Consider the following 15,488-nt stretch of genomic DNA (forward strand, 5'->3'; position numbering starts at 1 on the left):
GCATCGAAAAGAGCCCGCACTTTTGCACGCAGCACCGTACTGCAAAAGGGGTGCGCGGCCGGAAAGACTGTGTTCTAGATCCAGCGCCGAACCCGGGCCTTGTAGTCGGTATAGGGCGTACCGAACTTGCGCTCTAGATAGGCTTCCTCGCGCAGGATGACGCCATACTTCATCACGCCGACAAAGCCGATGATGACCGCAAGGAACCAGAACGAATCGCCAAGCAGGCCGACGCCGGCAAGCAGGATCGCCATGGCGAGATACATCGGATTGCGGGTATGGGCGAAGATGCCGGAGGTAACGATCGCCGTCGACGGCACCCACGGTTTCACACTGGTTCCCGCTCGCTTGAACTGGCGCTCTCCCGCGACGGCAAGGGCAATGGCGCCGGCGATGAGCGCCGGACCGAGATAGAACCGCGCCCAGTCCGGGGCGAACGCCCGCGGCCAGAGGTAATCCAGGCCAAATCCGGCAAGGATCGCAATCAGCAGAATAACCGGGGGCGGCAGGATGACTCCCGCCGTGTCCTTCTTGGCCGCACTCTCTGCATCACCGCTCATCAGGATCCCCTCCCAACGTCACCTGAAATGTCGGACGCCGCGCCGCCGCTTCAAGAGGCGGGCGTGGCGGCGGGCTCCTTTTCGACACGCAGCCATGGCCAGCGCGCCCGGTAAGTCTCGCATTTATAGTCGAACTGATGCGGCGTCGGGTTCATCGGGTTCCAGCGCAGAATGCCGTCGAACATGTCGGCGAAACCGTAAGGCGCATGGACCTCGCCTTCCGACGAGATCCCGCAGCAGGTCCCCGCGACGACGAAACGCTCGATCCCGGTACGCGATTCGGAAATCGGCGGGTAGGGCACGCCGAACCGCTGTTCATACCAGAGCGGAACCCGCGCCTGGTTGCGGATCTCGATCTCCACCTCAAGATCGCCGAACAGCGCCTCTCCCCGCCGGATCACCGCGTCCTCTGCTTCGTAGCTGGTCTCCGGGTCGAAATAGAAAATGTCGTAATCGCGGATATTCTCGGTCAGAGGGCGATCCGAGAGGGCATTCCAGACCGTGCCGAAAAGACAGCCCGCAACGACCCAGCAATCCTCGACGCCAAGCTCCGGCAGCCGCTGGAGGAGTTCGCGGTTGACCGGATTCTCATGAACGAGCGCAACAAACCGCTCCCGCAATGCCGCCTCGCCCATTCTCAGGTCCCCCAACTTTTCGGCTATGTGAAATACATCCCAAACACGGGCGCGAATCGGCGGTCAAGCGATTGACGACATCCACTGGCGCTCCTTAAGAAATCTACGTCTCTATTTCCCCTGGCCGTCCTCTGGCCGGCTCAAGGACCATCGCCGGATGCCCGCTGCAACGCTCGCGCGCCACGCTCTCAGCCTCGCCATCGCCGCCGCCGGCGGGTGGCTTTTCGCCCTGCTGCACGTGCCGCTGCCCTGGCTGCTCGGTCCGATGCTCGCGATCGCGGCGATCAGTATGAGCGGCTACACGCTCTCGATGCCGAAAGGCGCGCGGCAAGTGGGGCAGCTTCTGCTAGGGACCGGGATCGGGCTCAACTTCACGCCGGAGGTCGCTGCCTTCGTCGCGCAGCATATCGTCGTCATGGTGATCTGTGCCCTCACCTCGATCGGCTTCGGGCTGATCTCGGCGCTGTATCTCCGCAAAGTCGCCAAGGTCGACATCGCGACCGCCTTTTTCTCGAGTCTGCCGGGCGGTGTGGTGGAAATGGCCCTGCAGGCGACCCGCTGGGGCGGCGAAATGGCACCGGTCTCCCTCGCCCAATCGCTCCGCATTCTCTGTGTCGTCACAACGATCCCCACAACCCTCATCCTGATCGGCGCGACCGGGCATTCTCCCTTCGAGGCGGCGAAACTGCCGTTCGAGCCGGCCGGGTTTCCATTTCTGATCGCCGCCTCGATCCTCGTCGGCGGGCTCATGGCCTGGCGCCGGATCACCAATGCCTGGATCCTCGGCCCGCTGATCGCCGCCGCGTTCATCACGGTGCTCAAGCTCGATCTGTCCGGCATGCCGCGCGAACTGCTCAATCTTTCGCAGGTCCTGATCGGCTGCTTTATCGGCTTGCGCTATCGCCGCGAACTCGTACTCTCGCTGCGCGGCTTCCTGCCGCACGCAGTCGTCAGCACAATCGTACTGGTCGGTCTCAATGTCGCCTTCGGGATCGGGATTGCCGGTATCACCGGGTTGCCGGCCTCGACCATGGTGCTGTCCGTCTCGCCGGGCGGCATGGCCGAGATGAGCATCACGGCGGCGGTTCTGGAACTCGGCGTGCCGCTCATCGCGGCTTTCCACATCGTCCGGATCTTCCTCGTCATCGGACTTTCCGGACTGATCTTCCGTTATGTCCTCAGCCCATGGACCTAACCGCCGGCCATACACCGACCGACCGCCAGTTGATCTGCATCAATGTTTCCCCCGATGCAGCGTGGAAGATGGTTTAGACCTGAAATAGCGGAAAAACACGGGGATTTCGGCGATGTTCCTCCGGCACACCATGAGTTCGACGATCATCGGCCTGATCGGCATCGCAGCGCTGACCTGGTTCGTCGCCTTCACGGCGGGAGAATCCATCGGGAATTTCTGGAACCCGGCCGGGATCACCATCGTGCTCGGCGGCACTGTCGCCGCCACTTTCATCGCCTTCAGATCCAACCAGCTTGCCGCGATTACCGGCGCAATCGGCGCAATCTTCCGCGACGAACGCTCGATCAATGCCGATATCAAGCACCTGGTGCAGATCGCACGGCTCTACCGGGGTGGGGATATTCCGCAAACTCAGGAAGCCATCAACAAGCTGACCAATCCGTTCCTGCGCCTCGGCCTGCAATTCGCCATCGACGGCACGCCGATCGACGACCTGATGCATGTGATGAACTGGCGCATCCAGAAGCTCATCGAGCGCGAGACCGCGGAGGCGAAACTGTTCCGGATGCTGGCCTCCTTCTCTCCCGCCTTCGGCATGCTCGGCACGCTGGTCGGTCTGATCGGTATGCTCGCCAATCTCGGATCCGGCGACCTGAACCTGATCGGACAGAACATGTCGATCGCCCTCATCACTACGGTTTACGGCCTGATGCTCGCGAACATGGTCTTCAAGCCCGTCGCCATCAAACTCGAACAGCGCACGGCCCAACGGGTGGCAATGATGAACGTGCTGCTCGAAGGAGTGATCCTGCTACGCATGGGACGCGGTCCCGGCACGATCGCAGACCAGATGCAAACGCTGGTGCGCAATTATCGCGACGAAATTCAGGACTGATCCCATGGGACCGGAGAACACCCCCCGCACAGCCTCAGAGGGCGACGACCGGCGTTCCTATGCTGCCGGCATGCGCCGCGCGGGCGGCGCCCGGACCAAGGGAGCCGATGCCGACAGCGACGAAGAGAGCTGGATGACCACCTATACCGACATGGTCACGCTGCTGCTAACCGTGTTCGTCATCCTGATCTCCATGTCCACCTTCGAGAAGCCCGGGATCGAGCTCGAAGCCGAGGTTCCCGCCGTCGAAGAACCGGAAAACCCGTTCGAGTCGATTTTCAACGCCCTGGCACCGGAGACCCAGCCGCGCCCGCAGGAAGTCGACGTGACCGACGAGGAAATGGCACGTCTGGATGCCCTGGAAAACTGGAGCCAGCGTGTGACCTCGGTGCTGCAGAGTTTCCTCGACAGCAACGACGCCCTGGACGGCGTGCAGGTCCGCGTGATGGATTTCCGCATCATCGTGGTCCTGCGCAACAAGATCCTGTTTCCCTCCGGAAGCGCGGCGCTCGAGGCACGCGGCCGGCAGGCGATCGACGCCCTTGCGGATATCCTTCGGGGGATCACCACACCGATCATCGTCGAGGGGCATACCGATAATGTGCCGATCAGCTCCGGGATTTACCCGTCGAACTGGGAGTTATCCAGCGCCCGCGCCGCAAGCGTCGTGCGCCGTCTGGTCGCCAGCGGGGTCGACCCGAAGAAGCTGCGCGCTGTCGGCCGCGCCGAAACAGAACCGGAGGCCGACAACGCCACACCGGAGGGCCGCGCCCGCAACCGCCGCGTGACGCTGATTATTACCCCACGTCTGGAAGAGCGAATCAGGTAGAATCGGAACCCGGGCGACCATTGGAGATGACGGCAAGCGGATGAAAACGCAGGAAACCGAACTGATCCGGCGCGCGCAGTCGGCGGCCGAAACCGACACGCCGTGCAGCATCCTGATCCTCAATCTCGCCGGCATTCCACATATCGAGGACCCGGTTTTCTTCCGTATCCTCGTTACCAGCCTGGAAAAGCGGGCAGGAATGCTCAAGGCGGACCGGTTCAATCTCGTCGGCCATCGCCTCAGCTTTGTCGTGGAGGCAAGCGCGGCGGCGGAACTGGAACGGGCCATAACGCAACTCTCGGAACTGCTGCTCAGTCACGGAAAGGCCGAGATCGAGATCATCCGCTTCGACATTCCGGCCAAACTCGATGCCTTTTTCGAACAAGCGCGCCTGCTGGTCGATCTGGCCCGCAATCAAGTGCACGATTCCATCGAGGAGGCACTATCGGACGAGCAGGAGAATCTCTCCCGCTTCCTTTCGATCGAAGAGACGCTGCATTCCGCCGACATCTCCAGCCTGCTGCGCGAACAGGCGATCTACGATTTCACCGACGATCAGAAACCGCAGATCGTCGCCTACGAGATCTTCTGCTCGATCTCGGATGTCGAAGACCTTTACAGCACTTCGATCAAGCAGAACCCCTGGCTGTTCGACCATGTGACCGCCCTGCTCGACGAGCGGATGCTGGCGCACCTGACGCATGACCACAATCAGGCCGACCGGGTGATCTCGATCAACCTGCACAGCGAGACAATCCTGTCCGACGGGTTCCGCCGGTTCGTGCAGCGGATCAGCCAGCATCAGCTGAGTAACCTGGTTTTCGAACTTCCCTATATGGAGTTCCTGGCCGATCCCGACCGCTTCCAGCGCGCCCTCGACCGGCTCGCGCAGAACAAACTCAAGGTCGCGATCGACGGGGTGGCCTGGACCTCCCTGAAATCGATCGTCAAACCGCCCTCTTCGGTCCGTTTCATCAAAGTGGAGTGGCATGATCAGCTTTCGGAAATCGATGACGAAGGCCGACTGCAAATCCTCGAGCAGCTGGAGCGGCTGGGCAAAAACCGCTGCGTGCTGATCCATTGCGGCAATCTAGACGCCGTCAAGGCGGGGCTCGATGCCGGGTTCAGGGTGATGCAGGGCTGGGGCGTCGACGAGGATGTCGCCCAGATCAGGCGGGATTACTTCGACCGGACCTCAGCGGCCATACGGGCGCAGAACGAAATGATGGAGGATCTCGACCCCGACGAGGACGATGACGATCATGCCGGGGGCATCTCGAAATGGTTTGGGAAACTGTTCAAAACACACCATAGAGAGGATGAGTTCTAAATCCTTTCGGGTCCCGACCGGTCACGCCGCTCTCAGTCGGCTCCGGCATCCACTACATTCTGAGTCCACACCATCTAGTTATTCTGTATCCTAGGTTTATCACTTTCCATCCAAGCTGGCGTCACGACCAGCAGATCACTCCGGTCTCTCCGGGAGGAAAATTCCATGAGCGCGATTGCCGCTGCAAACGACACAGCCCTCGATCTGGAGGAACGCGCCGAGCAGGAGCGCATGGTGCTCGACGCCGTCGAACGCTTCCTTGAACGGGACGTCGCCCCCTACGCGCACACGCTCGAAGCGGATGATGCCTGGCCGGAGGAAATCGTCGGCAAGATGTGCGAACTCGGCCTCTTCGGCGCAACCATCGGCGAAGAATGGGGCGGGCTCGGCCTCTCCGCCACCACCTACACCAAGATTGTCGAGCGGGTCAGCCGGGTCTGGATGTCGATTTCCGGCATTTTCAACTCGCACCTGATCATGGCCGCCGCGGTCGAGCGTTCCGGAACCGAGGCACAGAAGGCCGCCTGGCTGCCGCGCTTCGCCACGGGAGAACTCCGGGGCGGGATCGCCCTCACCGAGCCGGATGCCGGCACCGACCTGCAGGCGATCCGCCTGCGCGCGACGAAATGCGACAGTGGCTACAAGCTGAACGGCACCAAGATGTGGATCAGCAACGCCTATCACGGACATATCCTCGCGGTGCTCGCGAAGACGGACCCGGACGCTACCCCGCGCCACAAAGGGATGAGCCTCTTCCTGGTCGAGAAGGGCGACGGCTTCAACGTCTCAAAGAAACTGGAAAAGCTCGGCTATAAAGGGATCGATTCCGCCGGCTTCACCCTCGACGACTGTTTCGTGCCCGAGGCCAACCTGGTCGGCAATATCGAGGGCCGGGGCATGCAGCAGATCCTCGGCGGCCTCGAGCTCGGCCGGATCAATGTCGCGGCACGCGGCGTCGGCATAGCCCGCGCCTGTCTTGAGGAGTCGGTGCACTACGCACAGATCCGCAAGACCTTCGGCAAGCCTATCGCCGAGCATCAGGCCATCCAGCTCAAGCTGGCCGACATGGCGACCCAGGTGGAGGCTGCGCGTTTGCTGGTGGAACAGGCCGCCGCAGCCTACGACCGCCATGAACGCTGCGACATGGAAGCAGGCATGGCGAAGCTGTTCGCCACCGAAGCGGCGTTGCATAACAGCCTCGAAGCAATGCGCCTGCACGGCGCTTACGGCTATGCCAAGGAATACAATATCGAGCGCTATTACAGGGACGCGCCGCTGCTCGCCATCGCAGAAGGCACCAACGAAATGCAGCGCCTGATCATTGCCAAGCAGCTCGTTCAGCGCAGCCCGGCCTGAGAACCGCCCCATCGGAGATCAATAACCCGGCCTGTGCCGGGTTTTCTTTGGCCGGGTCGAGAATCCGGGAGCGCAACGCACAAGATTTTTTGCGAAAGCTCATTTTTTCATCTTAGAATCAATACAATCGAGACCTACCGCGCCGCAGCATTCTGGTGTAAGATTTCATTCAACGGGTCGCCGCGAACGTTCCTTGCCGATGCGCCCGACAGCGATAAAACCGAGGAAACAGTCACGCACCGGATAAACCGGCCCCTCCGCCGGTGCGGTGCCGCCGTTTGAAACGCAATAAATCCGGATAGACAGATGCTTGGCAGAAAAGTCCCTCTCGTAACCTTCCGCACCCGCGTCCGCGACGAGTCCATCGAAGGCCCGAACCCCTACAAGTGGGAAGACAAGACCTCCGACGACTATTTCAAAGGCAAGAAGGTCGTTCTCTTCTCGCTCCCGGGCGCCTTCACCCCGACCTGCTCGACCTTCCAGCTGCCGGACTTCGAGAAGCTCTATGCAGATTTCCAGGCCAAGGGCATCGACGAGATCTACTGCATCTCCGTCAACGACGCCTTCGTCATGAATGCCTGGGGCAAGTCCCAGGGCGTCGAGAACGTCAAGCTGATCCCGGACGGCTCGGGCGAATTCACCCGCAAGATGGGCATGCTGGTCAACAAGGACAATCTCGGCTTCGGTATGCGTTCATGGCGCTACGGAGCGGTGATCGACGACGGCACCGTGATCGGCTGGTTCGAGGAAGACGGTTTCGAGGACAATTGCGGCACCGACCCCTACGGCGCCTCCTCGCCGCAGAACATCCTCGAGAATGTCGAGACCGTTCTGAAGCGCGACGTCGCCGCCTGATTGCGACGCTGAACCGCACAAACGAAAAGCCCGGCATCGCCGGGCTTTTCTGCATCTAACCGGAAACGGAACCGGCCCTACTTGTTCATCCGGTTCTCGACCAGATCGTCCACGACCGCCGGCTCGGCCAGCGTCGAGGTGTCGCCGAGCGCGTCATGCTCGTTCGCGGCGATCTTGCGCAGGATACGGCGCATGATCTTGCCGGAGCGGGTCTTCGGCAGGCCCGGCGCCCACTGGATCAGGTCCGGCGAGGCGATCGGGCCGATCTCCTTGCGCACCCAGGTCACCAGCTCCTTGCGCAGCTCCTCGGTCGGCTCAAGCCCGGCATTCAGCGTGACATAGGCGTAGATGCCCTGCCCCTTGATGTCGTGCGGATAGCCGACGACCGCCGCTTCCGCGACCTTGTCGTGGGCGACCAGCGCGCTCTCGACCTCGGCCGTCCCCATGCGGTGGCCGGAAACGTTGATCACGTCGTCGACCCGGCCGGTGATCCAGTAATAGCCGTCCTCGTCGCGGCGGCAGCCGTCGCCGGAGAAATAGCGCCCCGGGAAGGTGGTGAAGTAGGTCTGGATGAAACGCTCGTGGTCGCCGTAGACCGTGCGCATCTGCCCCGGCCAGCTGTCCTGGATGCAGAGATTTCCCTCGGTCGCACCTTCCAGAACCTTGTTATCGCCGTCAACGATGATCGGTTCGACGCCGAAGAAGGGCAATGTCGCCGACCCCGGCTTCAGATTGGTCACGCCCGGCAGCGGCGTGATCAGGATGCCGCCGGTCTCGGTCTGCCACCAGGTGTCGACGATCGGGCAGCGTTTGTCGCCGACCACCTCGTGATACCACATCCAGGCTTCCGGATTGATCGGCTCGCCGACCGAGCCGAGGATGCGCAGGCTCTTGCGGCTGGTCGATTTCACCGGCCCGTCGCCCTCGCGCATCAGCGCGCGGATCGCCGTCGGCGCGGTGTAGAAGATCGACACATTGTGCTTGTCGCAGACCTGCCAGAAACGGCTGAAGTCCGGATAGTTCGGCACGCCCTCGAACATCAGCGTCGTCGCGCCGTTCGCCAGCGGGCCGTAGATGATGTAGCTGTGCCCGGTGACCCAGCCGACATCGGCCGTACACCAGTAGATCTCGCCGTCGCGGTAGTCGAAGACGTATTGATGCGTCATCGAGGCATAGACCATGTAGCCGCCGGTCGTGTGCAGCACGCCTTTCGGCTTTCCGGTCGAGCCCGAGGTATAGAGGATGAAGAGCGGGTCCTCGGCGCCCATTTCGGTCGGCGGGCAGTCGTCCGAGGCCGCATCGCAGATCTCGTGATACCAGTGGTCCCGGCCCTCGACGAAATTGACGCTACCGCCGGTACGCTTGACGACGACCACGGTCTTGCAGTCCGGGCAATCCTCCAGCGCCTTGTCGGTATTGACCTTGAGCGGCACCGTGCGTCCGCCGCGCAACCCCTCGTCCGCGGTGATGACGATGTTGCTGTCGCAATCCTGGATCCGGCCGGCCAGCGCGTCCGGAGAAAAGCCGCCGAAGACGATGGAATGAACCGCACCGACCCGGGCACAGGCCAGCATGGCGACCGCGGCCTCGGGGATCATCGGAAGGTAGATCGTAACCCGGTCGCCCTTCTTGACGCCGAGATCCTTCAGGGCGTTGGAGAACTTGCAGACGTCGCGATGCAGCTCGCGATAGGTGATCTTCTTGTCGTCCTTCGGGTCGTCGCCCTCCCAGATGATCGCCACCTGATCGCCGCGCTCCGCGAGATGCCGGTCGAGGCAGTTCGCCGCCGCGTTCAGCGTGCCGTCATGGAACCATTTGATATGCAGGTCCGAGGCGTCGTAGGAGACGTCCTTCACCTTGCTGTAGGGCTTGATCCAGTCGATGCGCTTGCCGTGCTCGGCCCAGAATGCCTCCGGGTTCTCGATCGACTCCCGGTACATCTTCTCGTAACCGGCCGCGTCCAGATGTGCCGTCTTTGCCAAGTCAGCCGGCACCGGAAAATCATGGACTTCCCACATTGCTTCCCCCTCTGAGCTACGGGCGCCTTTGGCACCCTTTCGGTCGTGCTTCGTTGGGCGCAACTATAGCAATCGTTTCGGTACGGTTAAGCGATTTTTGTGCGCTGCATTGAAGCAGGCGTCAGTATCGATCAGCGAAATTCAATTCCGCATCGAGTACGCCCGGACTCTCGGCATCCACCACTGTCGCCGCGATATCGAACGAGAAGCCCTGACGCGCGAGGGCGGCGAGATCCCGGTCGCGGGTCTCGGCGCGTTTTTCCGCGCTGCGAAAGGGGCCGATCCGCCGGCGCCTTGCGTAGCGGCAGGCCGCGTCGAGCTCGCTGCCCCCCTCCTCCCGCACCGTCTCGAGCGCACCGTCGATATCCCCGGGGGGCACTCCCTTCTCCATCAGCTTGCGCCGGATCATCTTCTCCGAGCTGCCGCGCGCGGCGAGCGAACGGGCGCGGGTCTCGGCGAACAGGCGGTCGTTCAGGATTCCCGCCTCTGCATAGCGCCGGATCAGCTCCTCGACCATCGCCGCGCCGTCCGCCGGGTCCGTATCGTGATAGGCGGCGGACTCCCGGACCCGCCGCATCAGCACGTTGCGCAGATTGGCCGCCGAGCTCGCATAGCGCTCCAGATACCAGAGCGCGACATTCTTCAGATAGCTCTCGGTGATCCGTTTCGGGATCTTCCTTGTGCGACGCGGCCCGGTCTTGCCGCTCTCGGAAAGCTCGCTCATCGATGCTCCGGGATGCGGCGGGTTGCTTCCCGCCATCGACACCCCATCTGGTTGCTGACACATTCTGCCGCGCCTATTGTGCGCGCCGACCGCCCAATCGCCAACGGCCCTCTTCATGACCGACCGCCCGTTCGTTCCGAATGCCAACGAGGATTTCGCCCCCGTCCCGACCGTCCGCCGAGTCGGACCGGTGAACTGGATCGGGGTCTGGACGCTTTACGAGAAGGAGGTCCGCCGTTTCCTCAAGGTGATCACGCAGACCGTGTTCGCCCCGGTTGTGACCTCCCTGCTCTTTCTCGCGATCTTCACGCTCGCCCTGCAGCGCTCGATCGATCTCGGAAACGGCATCAGCTATTCCGAGTTTCTCGCACCGGGACTCGTGGTCATGGCGATGATGCAGAACGCCTTCGCGAACACCTCCTCCTCGATCATGATCTCCAAGGTCCAGGGCAATATCGTCGACGTGCTGATGCCGCCGCTCGGGCCGGGAGAACTGCTCGCCGCCTTTGCGCTCGGCGGCGTCACCCGCGGCCTGATCGTCGGCACGTCGACCGTCATAACCATGGCGTTCGCGGTCGGCTTCCACGCCGCGCACTGGCCGGTCGCGATCTTCTTCGCGCTCTCCGCTTCGCTCGCCATGTCCCTGATCGGCATCGCTGCCGGCATGTGGTCGGGGAAGTTCGATCACCTCTCCTCGGTGACCAACTTCGTCATCCAGCCGCTCGCCTTCCTCTCCGGCACCTTCTATTCGATCGACCGGCTGCCCGGGATCTGGAACCAGCTCGCGCACCTGAACCCGTTCTTCTACATGATCGACGGCGTGCGCTACGGGCTGATCGGCTGGTCCGACACGAGCCCGCTGATCGGCGCCGCGGTGCTGACGGCGATGAACGCGGCCCTGATCGGGCTCTGCTACCTGCTGTTGAAGCGCGGCTACAAGATCAAGAGCTGAGCTCGCGGCGGTAGCGCTCGGCCCAGACGGCGCTTTCCGCGTCAGCGAGCTTTCCGGCCCGGATTTCCACCCTATCCGCAATCGCGGAATCGCGTCCGAGCGCGCGCAGCACCTTCGCCAGTTCCGCCCTCGGGTCGCGGCTGAGGTCGTCGTAATCGACGCGCACCGGCGCGATTCCGTGCGTCGCCAGCCAGTCCGTCCAGCCGGCATCCGCCGCCGTCAGACGGGCGACGAGATCCGCGAGTTGCGCGGAATCGTATTCGGCCGGTTTCGGTGGTGCCATCCGCTCCCTCTCCGAGCCGTCGGCATAGCGGTGCCAGAGACCCGTCTGCTGCGCCTTCAGATAGGAGATCGCCTGCGCCACCTTGTCCGACCGCGTCAGGTGCACGTAGAGGACGCGCCCGAAGGCTCGCTCAAGTCGCTCCGGTGCGCCGGGAAGCCCCGGATGGATACACTCGAGCGCGGAATCGAGTTCGCCCAGCGTCTCCCACATGATGCGCACGGCGAAGATACCGGTATCTCCGGTACCCTGGCGGATCACGGCCTCGAGATAGGCCCCGTCGATCTCGGGCGACGGAAGTCCGAATTCCTCCGCATATCCGGCGAGGTCTTCGCGCCGGAAGAAGGAGTGCGGATTCCCCGCGACGCCAGTCCCGGCGAGGAGGTCGCAGAACAGCGTGCTGCCGGAGCGCGGAGCCGAGCAGAGAACGAGGGACTGGTAGGTCATTGTGCGGCCTTGCGGGATGACTTCGGTTCCGCGAATAGAACATCCCTGGCCCAGGTACACAGCCCCGACCTCCACCGGCGGGCCCGATTGGCTTGCCCCTGTTGCCCGACGGGCACAAAACCGCTGGTCCCTGCGGCGCCGTCTGCTATTTTGCGCCGATTACGGTTCATTTGGCGGAAGAGACCATGCCCGCAGACGCGACAGCACAGGCGCCCGAGAGCGGCGCCGCGTCCCCGCGCGAAAAGCGCAGCACCGGGATTCTGCCGAGCCAGACGATCCGCGAGATGATCGCGAAGGGCGAGATCGCGACCACGATCCCGGTGATCGACGGACAGATCCAGCCCTCCAGCATCGACCTGCGGCTCGGCAAGAAAGCCTATCGGGTGCGCGCCAGCTTCCTGCCGGGGCGCGGCGCGACGGTGAAGCAGCGGCTCGACACGCTCTCCATGCACGAGATCGACCTGACCGAGGGTGCGGTGCTGGAGAAGGGCTGCGTCTATATCGCGCCGCTGCTGGAAAGCGTCTCGCTTCCGGCCAAGGTCTCCGGCACGGCGAACCCGAAAAGCTCGACCGGGCGGCTCGACATCTTCACCCGCCTGATCACCGACTACGGCACCGAGTTCGAGAGCGTGCCCGAGGGCTACGAGGGCCCGCTCTATTCGGAGATCAGCCCGCGCACCTTCAGCGTGCTGGCCCGCACCGGCTCGCGCCTCAACCAGCTCCGTTTCCGCCGCGGCAATCCTGTTGCGAGCGACGCTGCGATGCGCCGCCTGCAGGACAGCGTCAAGCTGGTGCACGGCCAGGAAGCCGACATCAAGGAGGGCGTCGCGGTCAGCGTCGACCTCACCGGCGACCCGGAGACCGGGCTCATCGGCTACAAGGCGAAGCAGCATACCGGCCTGATCGATATCGACCGGCCGGGCGGCTACGAGATCGCCGATTTCTGGGAGCCGCTCTATCGCCAGAAGGACCGCCCGGCGGAGCTGGTGCTGGACCCGGACGAGTTCTACATCCTCGCCTCGAAGGAATATGTCTCGGTTCCGCTCGACTATGCCGCCGAAATGCGCGCCTACGACACGCGGGTTGGCGAGTTCCGGGTGCATTACGCGGGCTTCTTCGATCCCGGCTTCGGCATGCCGGAGGCCGGCGGCGAGGCGACACGCGGCGTGCTAGAAGTACGTTCCCACGACGTGCCTTTCGTCATCACCGACGGACAGGTGGTCTGCCGCCTGGTCTATGAGCCGCTGACCGAGGTCCCGGACAAGATCTACGGCGCCGGCGGCATCGGCTCGAACTATCAGGGCCAGGGCCTGAAGCTCGGAAAACATTTCCGCAACGGCTGAATTTCTGCCGTTTTTCCGCTATCATCGCGTGCATCCGGAACCGCCTCGTTGGAGGAATGCCGCATGCCGAACCTGACCGCCCCCACCACCGTTAACCTGCCCAAGGTAAACCTGCCTCTCTCGGGCGACGTCACCCAGGCGATCAATCCCTGGAAATGGGTGTTCGACTGGGCCGGAAGCACCTTCAGCCTGATCAACGTCAATCTCGGCCGCTCGGCGAACCCCGAGCTGGAACAGGAGATCCTGGAGGAGGTCGGCTCCTACGGCCGCCAGCTCGGCCGGATCGGCGAAGCGATGCAGGTGCTGGTCGACAGGCTGGACCGCTCCACGCTGACGACGGAAGAACGGCATGCCATCGAGGCCTTCGAGGTGCAGCTCCGGGAAATCAACGAGCTGAAGGGACGCCAGCGTTGAATAACCTTCAACAAACTCCACTACCTATAATTATATTATTATCCAATAATTACCGTATGGCGAAATTAAACCATACAAGCTCATAACCCGACTTCACTCGGATTCAATGGAGGCAAGAATGGCGAAGAAAAAGACGATCATCCTCTGTTTCGACGGCACCTCGAACCACCCGCGCGACGCCAGGCAGGAACGCAAATGGTTCGGCCGGGGCGAAATTCGCGACAACGGAATCACCAACGTCCTCAAGCTGCATGCATTATTCGGCGGAAACCTGAAGAACAAGCCATCGAACCTGCCCGGCATGGCAAACCAGCGGAGCTTCTACTATTCCGGCGTAGGGACGTACGGCAATCGGCTCCAGCGCATGTTCAATGCCGGATTCGCCCCTTCGAACATGGACGTAGCAACGATCATGTTCCATGCCGGAGAGGATCTGAGACAAGCCTATAAGAAAGGTGACGAGCTGATCATCGTCGGCTTCAGCCGTGGGGCGGCGATTGCACGGAAATTCGCCTCGCGTCTACCCCGATTTCTGCCGGCCGCCACCAAAAACTGCATCACGTTGATGGCAGTATTCGACACAGTCGCATCCATCGGCGTGCCAAATCTAGACGATTTGGAAAAGCCGGTATCGGACGTCGTCTTCGAAGACAGCGTCATTTCCCCCTACATTAAGGAAGCGGTGCATCTGGTGTCTCTCGATGACAGTCGTATTGCCTTCCATCCGGTCTTGATGGCCCGTGAGCCGCGGGTCACGGAGGTCTGGTTCGCGGGCGCTCATTCGGACGTCGGCGGCGGATTCTGGAGAGACGGTTTATCCGATATAGCGCTTTCCCACATGATGACGGAGATTTCCCAGCGCACCGACGCCGTTTTCACCACTCCCGACAAGGTGGATTTCGACGGACTGAAGCACGAAGATGAATACAAGATCGATTTCGAGGATCTGGACCTGAAGCCGAATGTCCATGGGCAGTCCCATCAGCAGGACAGATGGGGGCCGATCGAAGAAATGACTCTCGAAACAAGGAGCCCACGCGTGGTGTTCCCCGAAGCGCCTCAGGAGGGGGCGGAAACTTCGGTCCTGCTGCACCAATCTGTCGTTGATCGGATCAAGAAAGTCGTCGACTACCGGCCTAAAGCCTTGAAAGGGGTCCGCCACCGCCTCGTCGCCGAGGCGGGTAGCGTCGGCAAGAAAGAGCATCTGGGGCTGGTCGGCCACATCTCCTGAACCCTGTTCTCAGACCGACACCATAAGCAAACACGGCGCGACATCCGCATATGTTGCAATGCCATTGTCGCGCCGTGTTGCAAATTTGATTATCGGCCGGAAGCCTCGGCTTCGGACCCTACCGGTCAGACCGTGATGTTTACCCCGCCGGAGGACGCGGCCTGCGCGCCATTCGACTGGGCGATCTGCTTTGCCGTTTCGACGGCACTGCTGACAACCTGGGCCTGAACAATCTGCTGCTGCTTGTCCGCGCGGAACGCGAAGATCGCGAGCGAGTTACCTACCGGTGATGTCATGGGCGGACTCCTTTCTGGCACTTCCGCTTTTCCAACACCGGGAATATAGGGGCTCCGGCTTAAGGAGTCATGAAGGATCGTATTGGATTTTATGGGCTTTCCCACAGAATTGTCCGAACCTCGCTAAG

General features: G+C 62.3%; 16 protein-coding genes. 10 read left to right on the forward strand and 6 right to left on the reverse strand.

Annotation, left to right across the window (positions count from 1 at the left end; translation table 11 throughout):
• Positions 1–74: 74 nt before the first annotated feature.
• Both NUH88_RS09500 and NUH88_RS09505 read right to left on the reverse strand, forming a co-directional pair.
• A complete protein-coding gene (locus NUH88_RS09500; protein ID WP_257771680.1) occupies positions 75–560 on the reverse strand; it encodes a methyltransferase family protein in 486 nt (161 codons plus the stop codon).
• Between the two features lie 50 nt (positions 561–610).
• Entirely contained in the window at positions 611–1,195 is a 585-nt protein-coding gene (locus tag NUH88_RS09505; RefSeq protein ID WP_257771682.1) for a nucleotidyltransferase family protein, read from the reverse strand.
• A 157-nt stretch (positions 1,196–1,352) separates the two neighbouring features.
• On the opposite strand from NUH88_RS09505, the gene NUH88_RS09510 reads away from it, so the two are divergent.
• From NUH88_RS09510 to NUH88_RS09535, 6 genes are all read left to right on the forward strand, one after another.
• Positions 1,353–2,390, forward strand: a complete 1,038-nt coding sequence (locus NUH88_RS09510; protein ID WP_257771684.1) for an AbrB family transcriptional regulator — start codon at positions 1,353–1,355, stop codon at positions 2,388–2,390.
• Positions 2,391–2,502: 112 nt separating this feature from the next.
• Positions 2,503–3,285: a motility protein A gene (locus NUH88_RS09515; RefSeq protein WP_257771685.1), complete on the forward strand. Its 783-nt coding sequence runs from the start codon at positions 2,503–2,505 to the stop codon at positions 3,283–3,285.
• A gap of 4 nt (positions 3,286–3,289) precedes the next feature.
• A complete protein-coding gene (locus NUH88_RS09520; RefSeq protein WP_257771687.1) occupies positions 3,290–4,114 on the forward strand; it encodes an OmpA/MotB family protein in 825 nt (274 codons plus the stop codon).
• A gap of 40 nt (positions 4,115–4,154) precedes the next feature.
• A complete protein-coding gene (locus NUH88_RS09525; RefSeq protein ID WP_257771688.1) occupies positions 4,155–5,444 on the forward strand; it encodes an EAL domain-containing protein in 1,290 nt (429 codons plus the stop codon).
• 165 nt (positions 5,445–5,609) lie between these two features.
• Positions 5,610–6,800, forward strand: coding sequence for an acyl-CoA dehydrogenase family protein (locus tag NUH88_RS09530; protein WP_257771690.1), 1,191 nt, complete (start codon positions 5,610–5,612; stop codon positions 6,798–6,800).
• Between the two features lie 306 nt (positions 6,801–7,106).
• Positions 7,107–7,655: a peroxiredoxin gene (locus NUH88_RS09535; RefSeq protein ID WP_257771692.1), complete on the forward strand. Its 549-nt coding sequence runs from the start codon at positions 7,107–7,109 to the stop codon at positions 7,653–7,655.
• A gap of 77 nt (positions 7,656–7,732) precedes the next feature.
• Here the strand turns inward: NUH88_RS09535 and acs are convergent, their stop codons facing one another.
• The gene (gene acs, locus NUH88_RS09540; RefSeq protein ID WP_257771694.1) at positions 7,733–9,673 is read right to left on the reverse strand and encodes an acetate--CoA ligase; all 1,941 of its coding nucleotides are present in this window, start codon (positions 9,671–9,673) and stop codon (positions 7,733–7,735) included.
• 121 nt (positions 9,674–9,794) lie between these two features.
• Positions 9,795–10,397, reverse strand: a complete 603-nt coding sequence (locus NUH88_RS09545; RefSeq protein ID WP_257771695.1) for a regulatory protein RecX — start codon at positions 10,395–10,397, stop codon at positions 9,795–9,797.
• Positions 10,398–10,512: 115 nt separating this feature from the next.
• On the opposite strand from NUH88_RS09545, the gene NUH88_RS09550 reads away from it, so the two are divergent.
• Entirely contained in the window at positions 10,513–11,349 is an 837-nt protein-coding gene (locus tag NUH88_RS09550; RefSeq protein ID WP_257771697.1) for an ABC transporter permease, read from the forward strand.
• On the opposite strand, the gene NUH88_RS09555 is transcribed toward NUH88_RS09550, so the two are convergent.
• Entirely contained in the window at positions 11,339–12,076 is a 738-nt protein-coding gene (locus NUH88_RS09555; protein ID WP_257771698.1) for a Stf0 family sulfotransferase, read from the reverse strand. The genes NUH88_RS09550 and NUH88_RS09555 overlap by 11 nt on opposite strands.
• A 185-nt stretch (positions 12,077–12,261) precedes the next feature.
• Between NUH88_RS09555 and NUH88_RS09560 the strand changes: the two genes are divergently transcribed.
• From NUH88_RS09560 to NUH88_RS09570, 3 genes are all read left to right on the forward strand, one after another.
• Positions 12,262–13,419, forward strand: a complete 1,158-nt coding sequence (locus NUH88_RS09560; protein WP_257771700.1) for a 2'-deoxycytidine 5'-triphosphate deaminase — start codon at positions 12,262–12,264, stop codon at positions 13,417–13,419.
• Between the two features lie 63 nt (positions 13,420–13,482).
• Positions 13,483–13,833, forward strand: coding sequence for a hypothetical protein (locus tag NUH88_RS09565; RefSeq protein ID WP_257771702.1), 351 nt, complete (start codon positions 13,483–13,485; stop codon positions 13,831–13,833).
• 118 nt (positions 13,834–13,951) lie between these two features.
• Positions 13,952–15,064 carry a phospholipase effector Tle1 domain-containing protein gene (locus tag NUH88_RS09570; protein WP_257771704.1) on the forward strand — a complete coding sequence of 371 codons (1,113 nt, stop codon included), beginning with the start codon at positions 13,952–13,954 and terminating at the stop codon, positions 15,062–15,064.
• A gap of 125 nt (positions 15,065–15,189) precedes the next feature.
• Here the strand turns inward: NUH88_RS09570 and NUH88_RS09575 are convergent, their stop codons facing one another.
• Positions 15,190–15,360, reverse strand: coding sequence for a hypothetical protein (locus tag NUH88_RS09575; protein WP_257771706.1), 171 nt, complete (start codon positions 15,358–15,360; stop codon positions 15,190–15,192).
• Positions 15,361–15,488: the final 128 nt, after the last annotated feature.

The organism is Nisaea acidiphila, from assembly GCF_024662015.1.
Taxonomy (GTDB): domain Bacteria; phylum Pseudomonadota; class Alphaproteobacteria; order Thalassobaculales; family Thalassobaculaceae; genus Nisaea; species Nisaea acidiphila.

What these genes read in the sequence shown, in the direction of transcription:
- NUH88_RS09560 (WP_257771700.1), top strand. Translation starts at nt 12,262, where the DNA reads ATGCCCGCAGACGCGACAGCACAGGCGCCCGAGAGCGGCGCCGCGTCC.
- NUH88_RS09520 (WP_257771687.1), top strand. Translation starts at nt 3,290, where the DNA reads ATGGGACCGGAGAACACCCCCCGCACAGCCTCAGAGGGCGACGACCGG.
- acs (WP_257771694.1), bottom strand. Translation starts at nt 9,673, where the DNA reads ATGTGGGAAGTCCATGATTTTCCGGTGCCGGCTGACTTGGCAAAGACG.
- NUH88_RS09500 (WP_257771680.1), bottom strand. Translation starts at nt 560, where the DNA reads ATGAGCGGTGATGCAGAGAGTGCGGCCAAGAAGGACACGGCGGGAGTC.
- NUH88_RS09530 (WP_257771690.1), top strand. Translation starts at nt 5,610, where the DNA reads ATGAGCGCGATTGCCGCTGCAAACGACACAGCCCTCGATCTGGAGGAA.
- NUH88_RS09575 (WP_257771706.1), bottom strand. Translation starts at nt 15,360, where the DNA reads ATGACATCACCGGTAGGTAACTCGCTCGCGATCTTCGCGTTCCGCGCG.
- NUH88_RS09535 (WP_257771692.1), top strand. Translation starts at nt 7,107, where the DNA reads ATGCTTGGCAGAAAAGTCCCTCTCGTAACCTTCCGCACCCGCGTCCGC.
- NUH88_RS09555 (WP_257771698.1), bottom strand. Translation starts at nt 12,076, where the DNA reads ATGACCTACCAGTCCCTCGTTCTCTGCTCGGCTCCGCGCTCCGGCAGC.
- NUH88_RS09510 (WP_257771684.1), top strand. Translation starts at nt 1,353, where the DNA reads ATGCCCGCTGCAACGCTCGCGCGCCACGCTCTCAGCCTCGCCATCGCC.
- NUH88_RS09505 (WP_257771682.1), bottom strand. Translation starts at nt 1,195, where the DNA reads ATGGGCGAGGCGGCATTGCGGGAGCGGTTTGTTGCGCTCGTTCATGAG.
- NUH88_RS09515 (WP_257771685.1), top strand. Translation starts at nt 2,503, where the DNA reads ATGTTCCTCCGGCACACCATGAGTTCGACGATCATCGGCCTGATCGGC.
- NUH88_RS09550 (WP_257771697.1), top strand. Translation starts at nt 10,513, where the DNA reads ATGACCGACCGCCCGTTCGTTCCGAATGCCAACGAGGATTTCGCCCCC.
- NUH88_RS09525 (WP_257771688.1), top strand. Translation starts at nt 4,155, where the DNA reads ATGAAAACGCAGGAAACCGAACTGATCCGGCGCGCGCAGTCGGCGGCC.
- NUH88_RS09570 (WP_257771704.1), top strand. Translation starts at nt 13,952, where the DNA reads ATGGCGAAGAAAAAGACGATCATCCTCTGTTTCGACGGCACCTCGAAC.
- NUH88_RS09545 (WP_257771695.1), bottom strand. Translation starts at nt 10,397, where the DNA reads ATGAGCGAGCTTTCCGAGAGCGGCAAGACCGGGCCGCGTCGCACAAGG.
- NUH88_RS09565 (WP_257771702.1), top strand. Translation starts at nt 13,483, where the DNA reads ATGCCGAACCTGACCGCCCCCACCACCGTTAACCTGCCCAAGGTAAAC.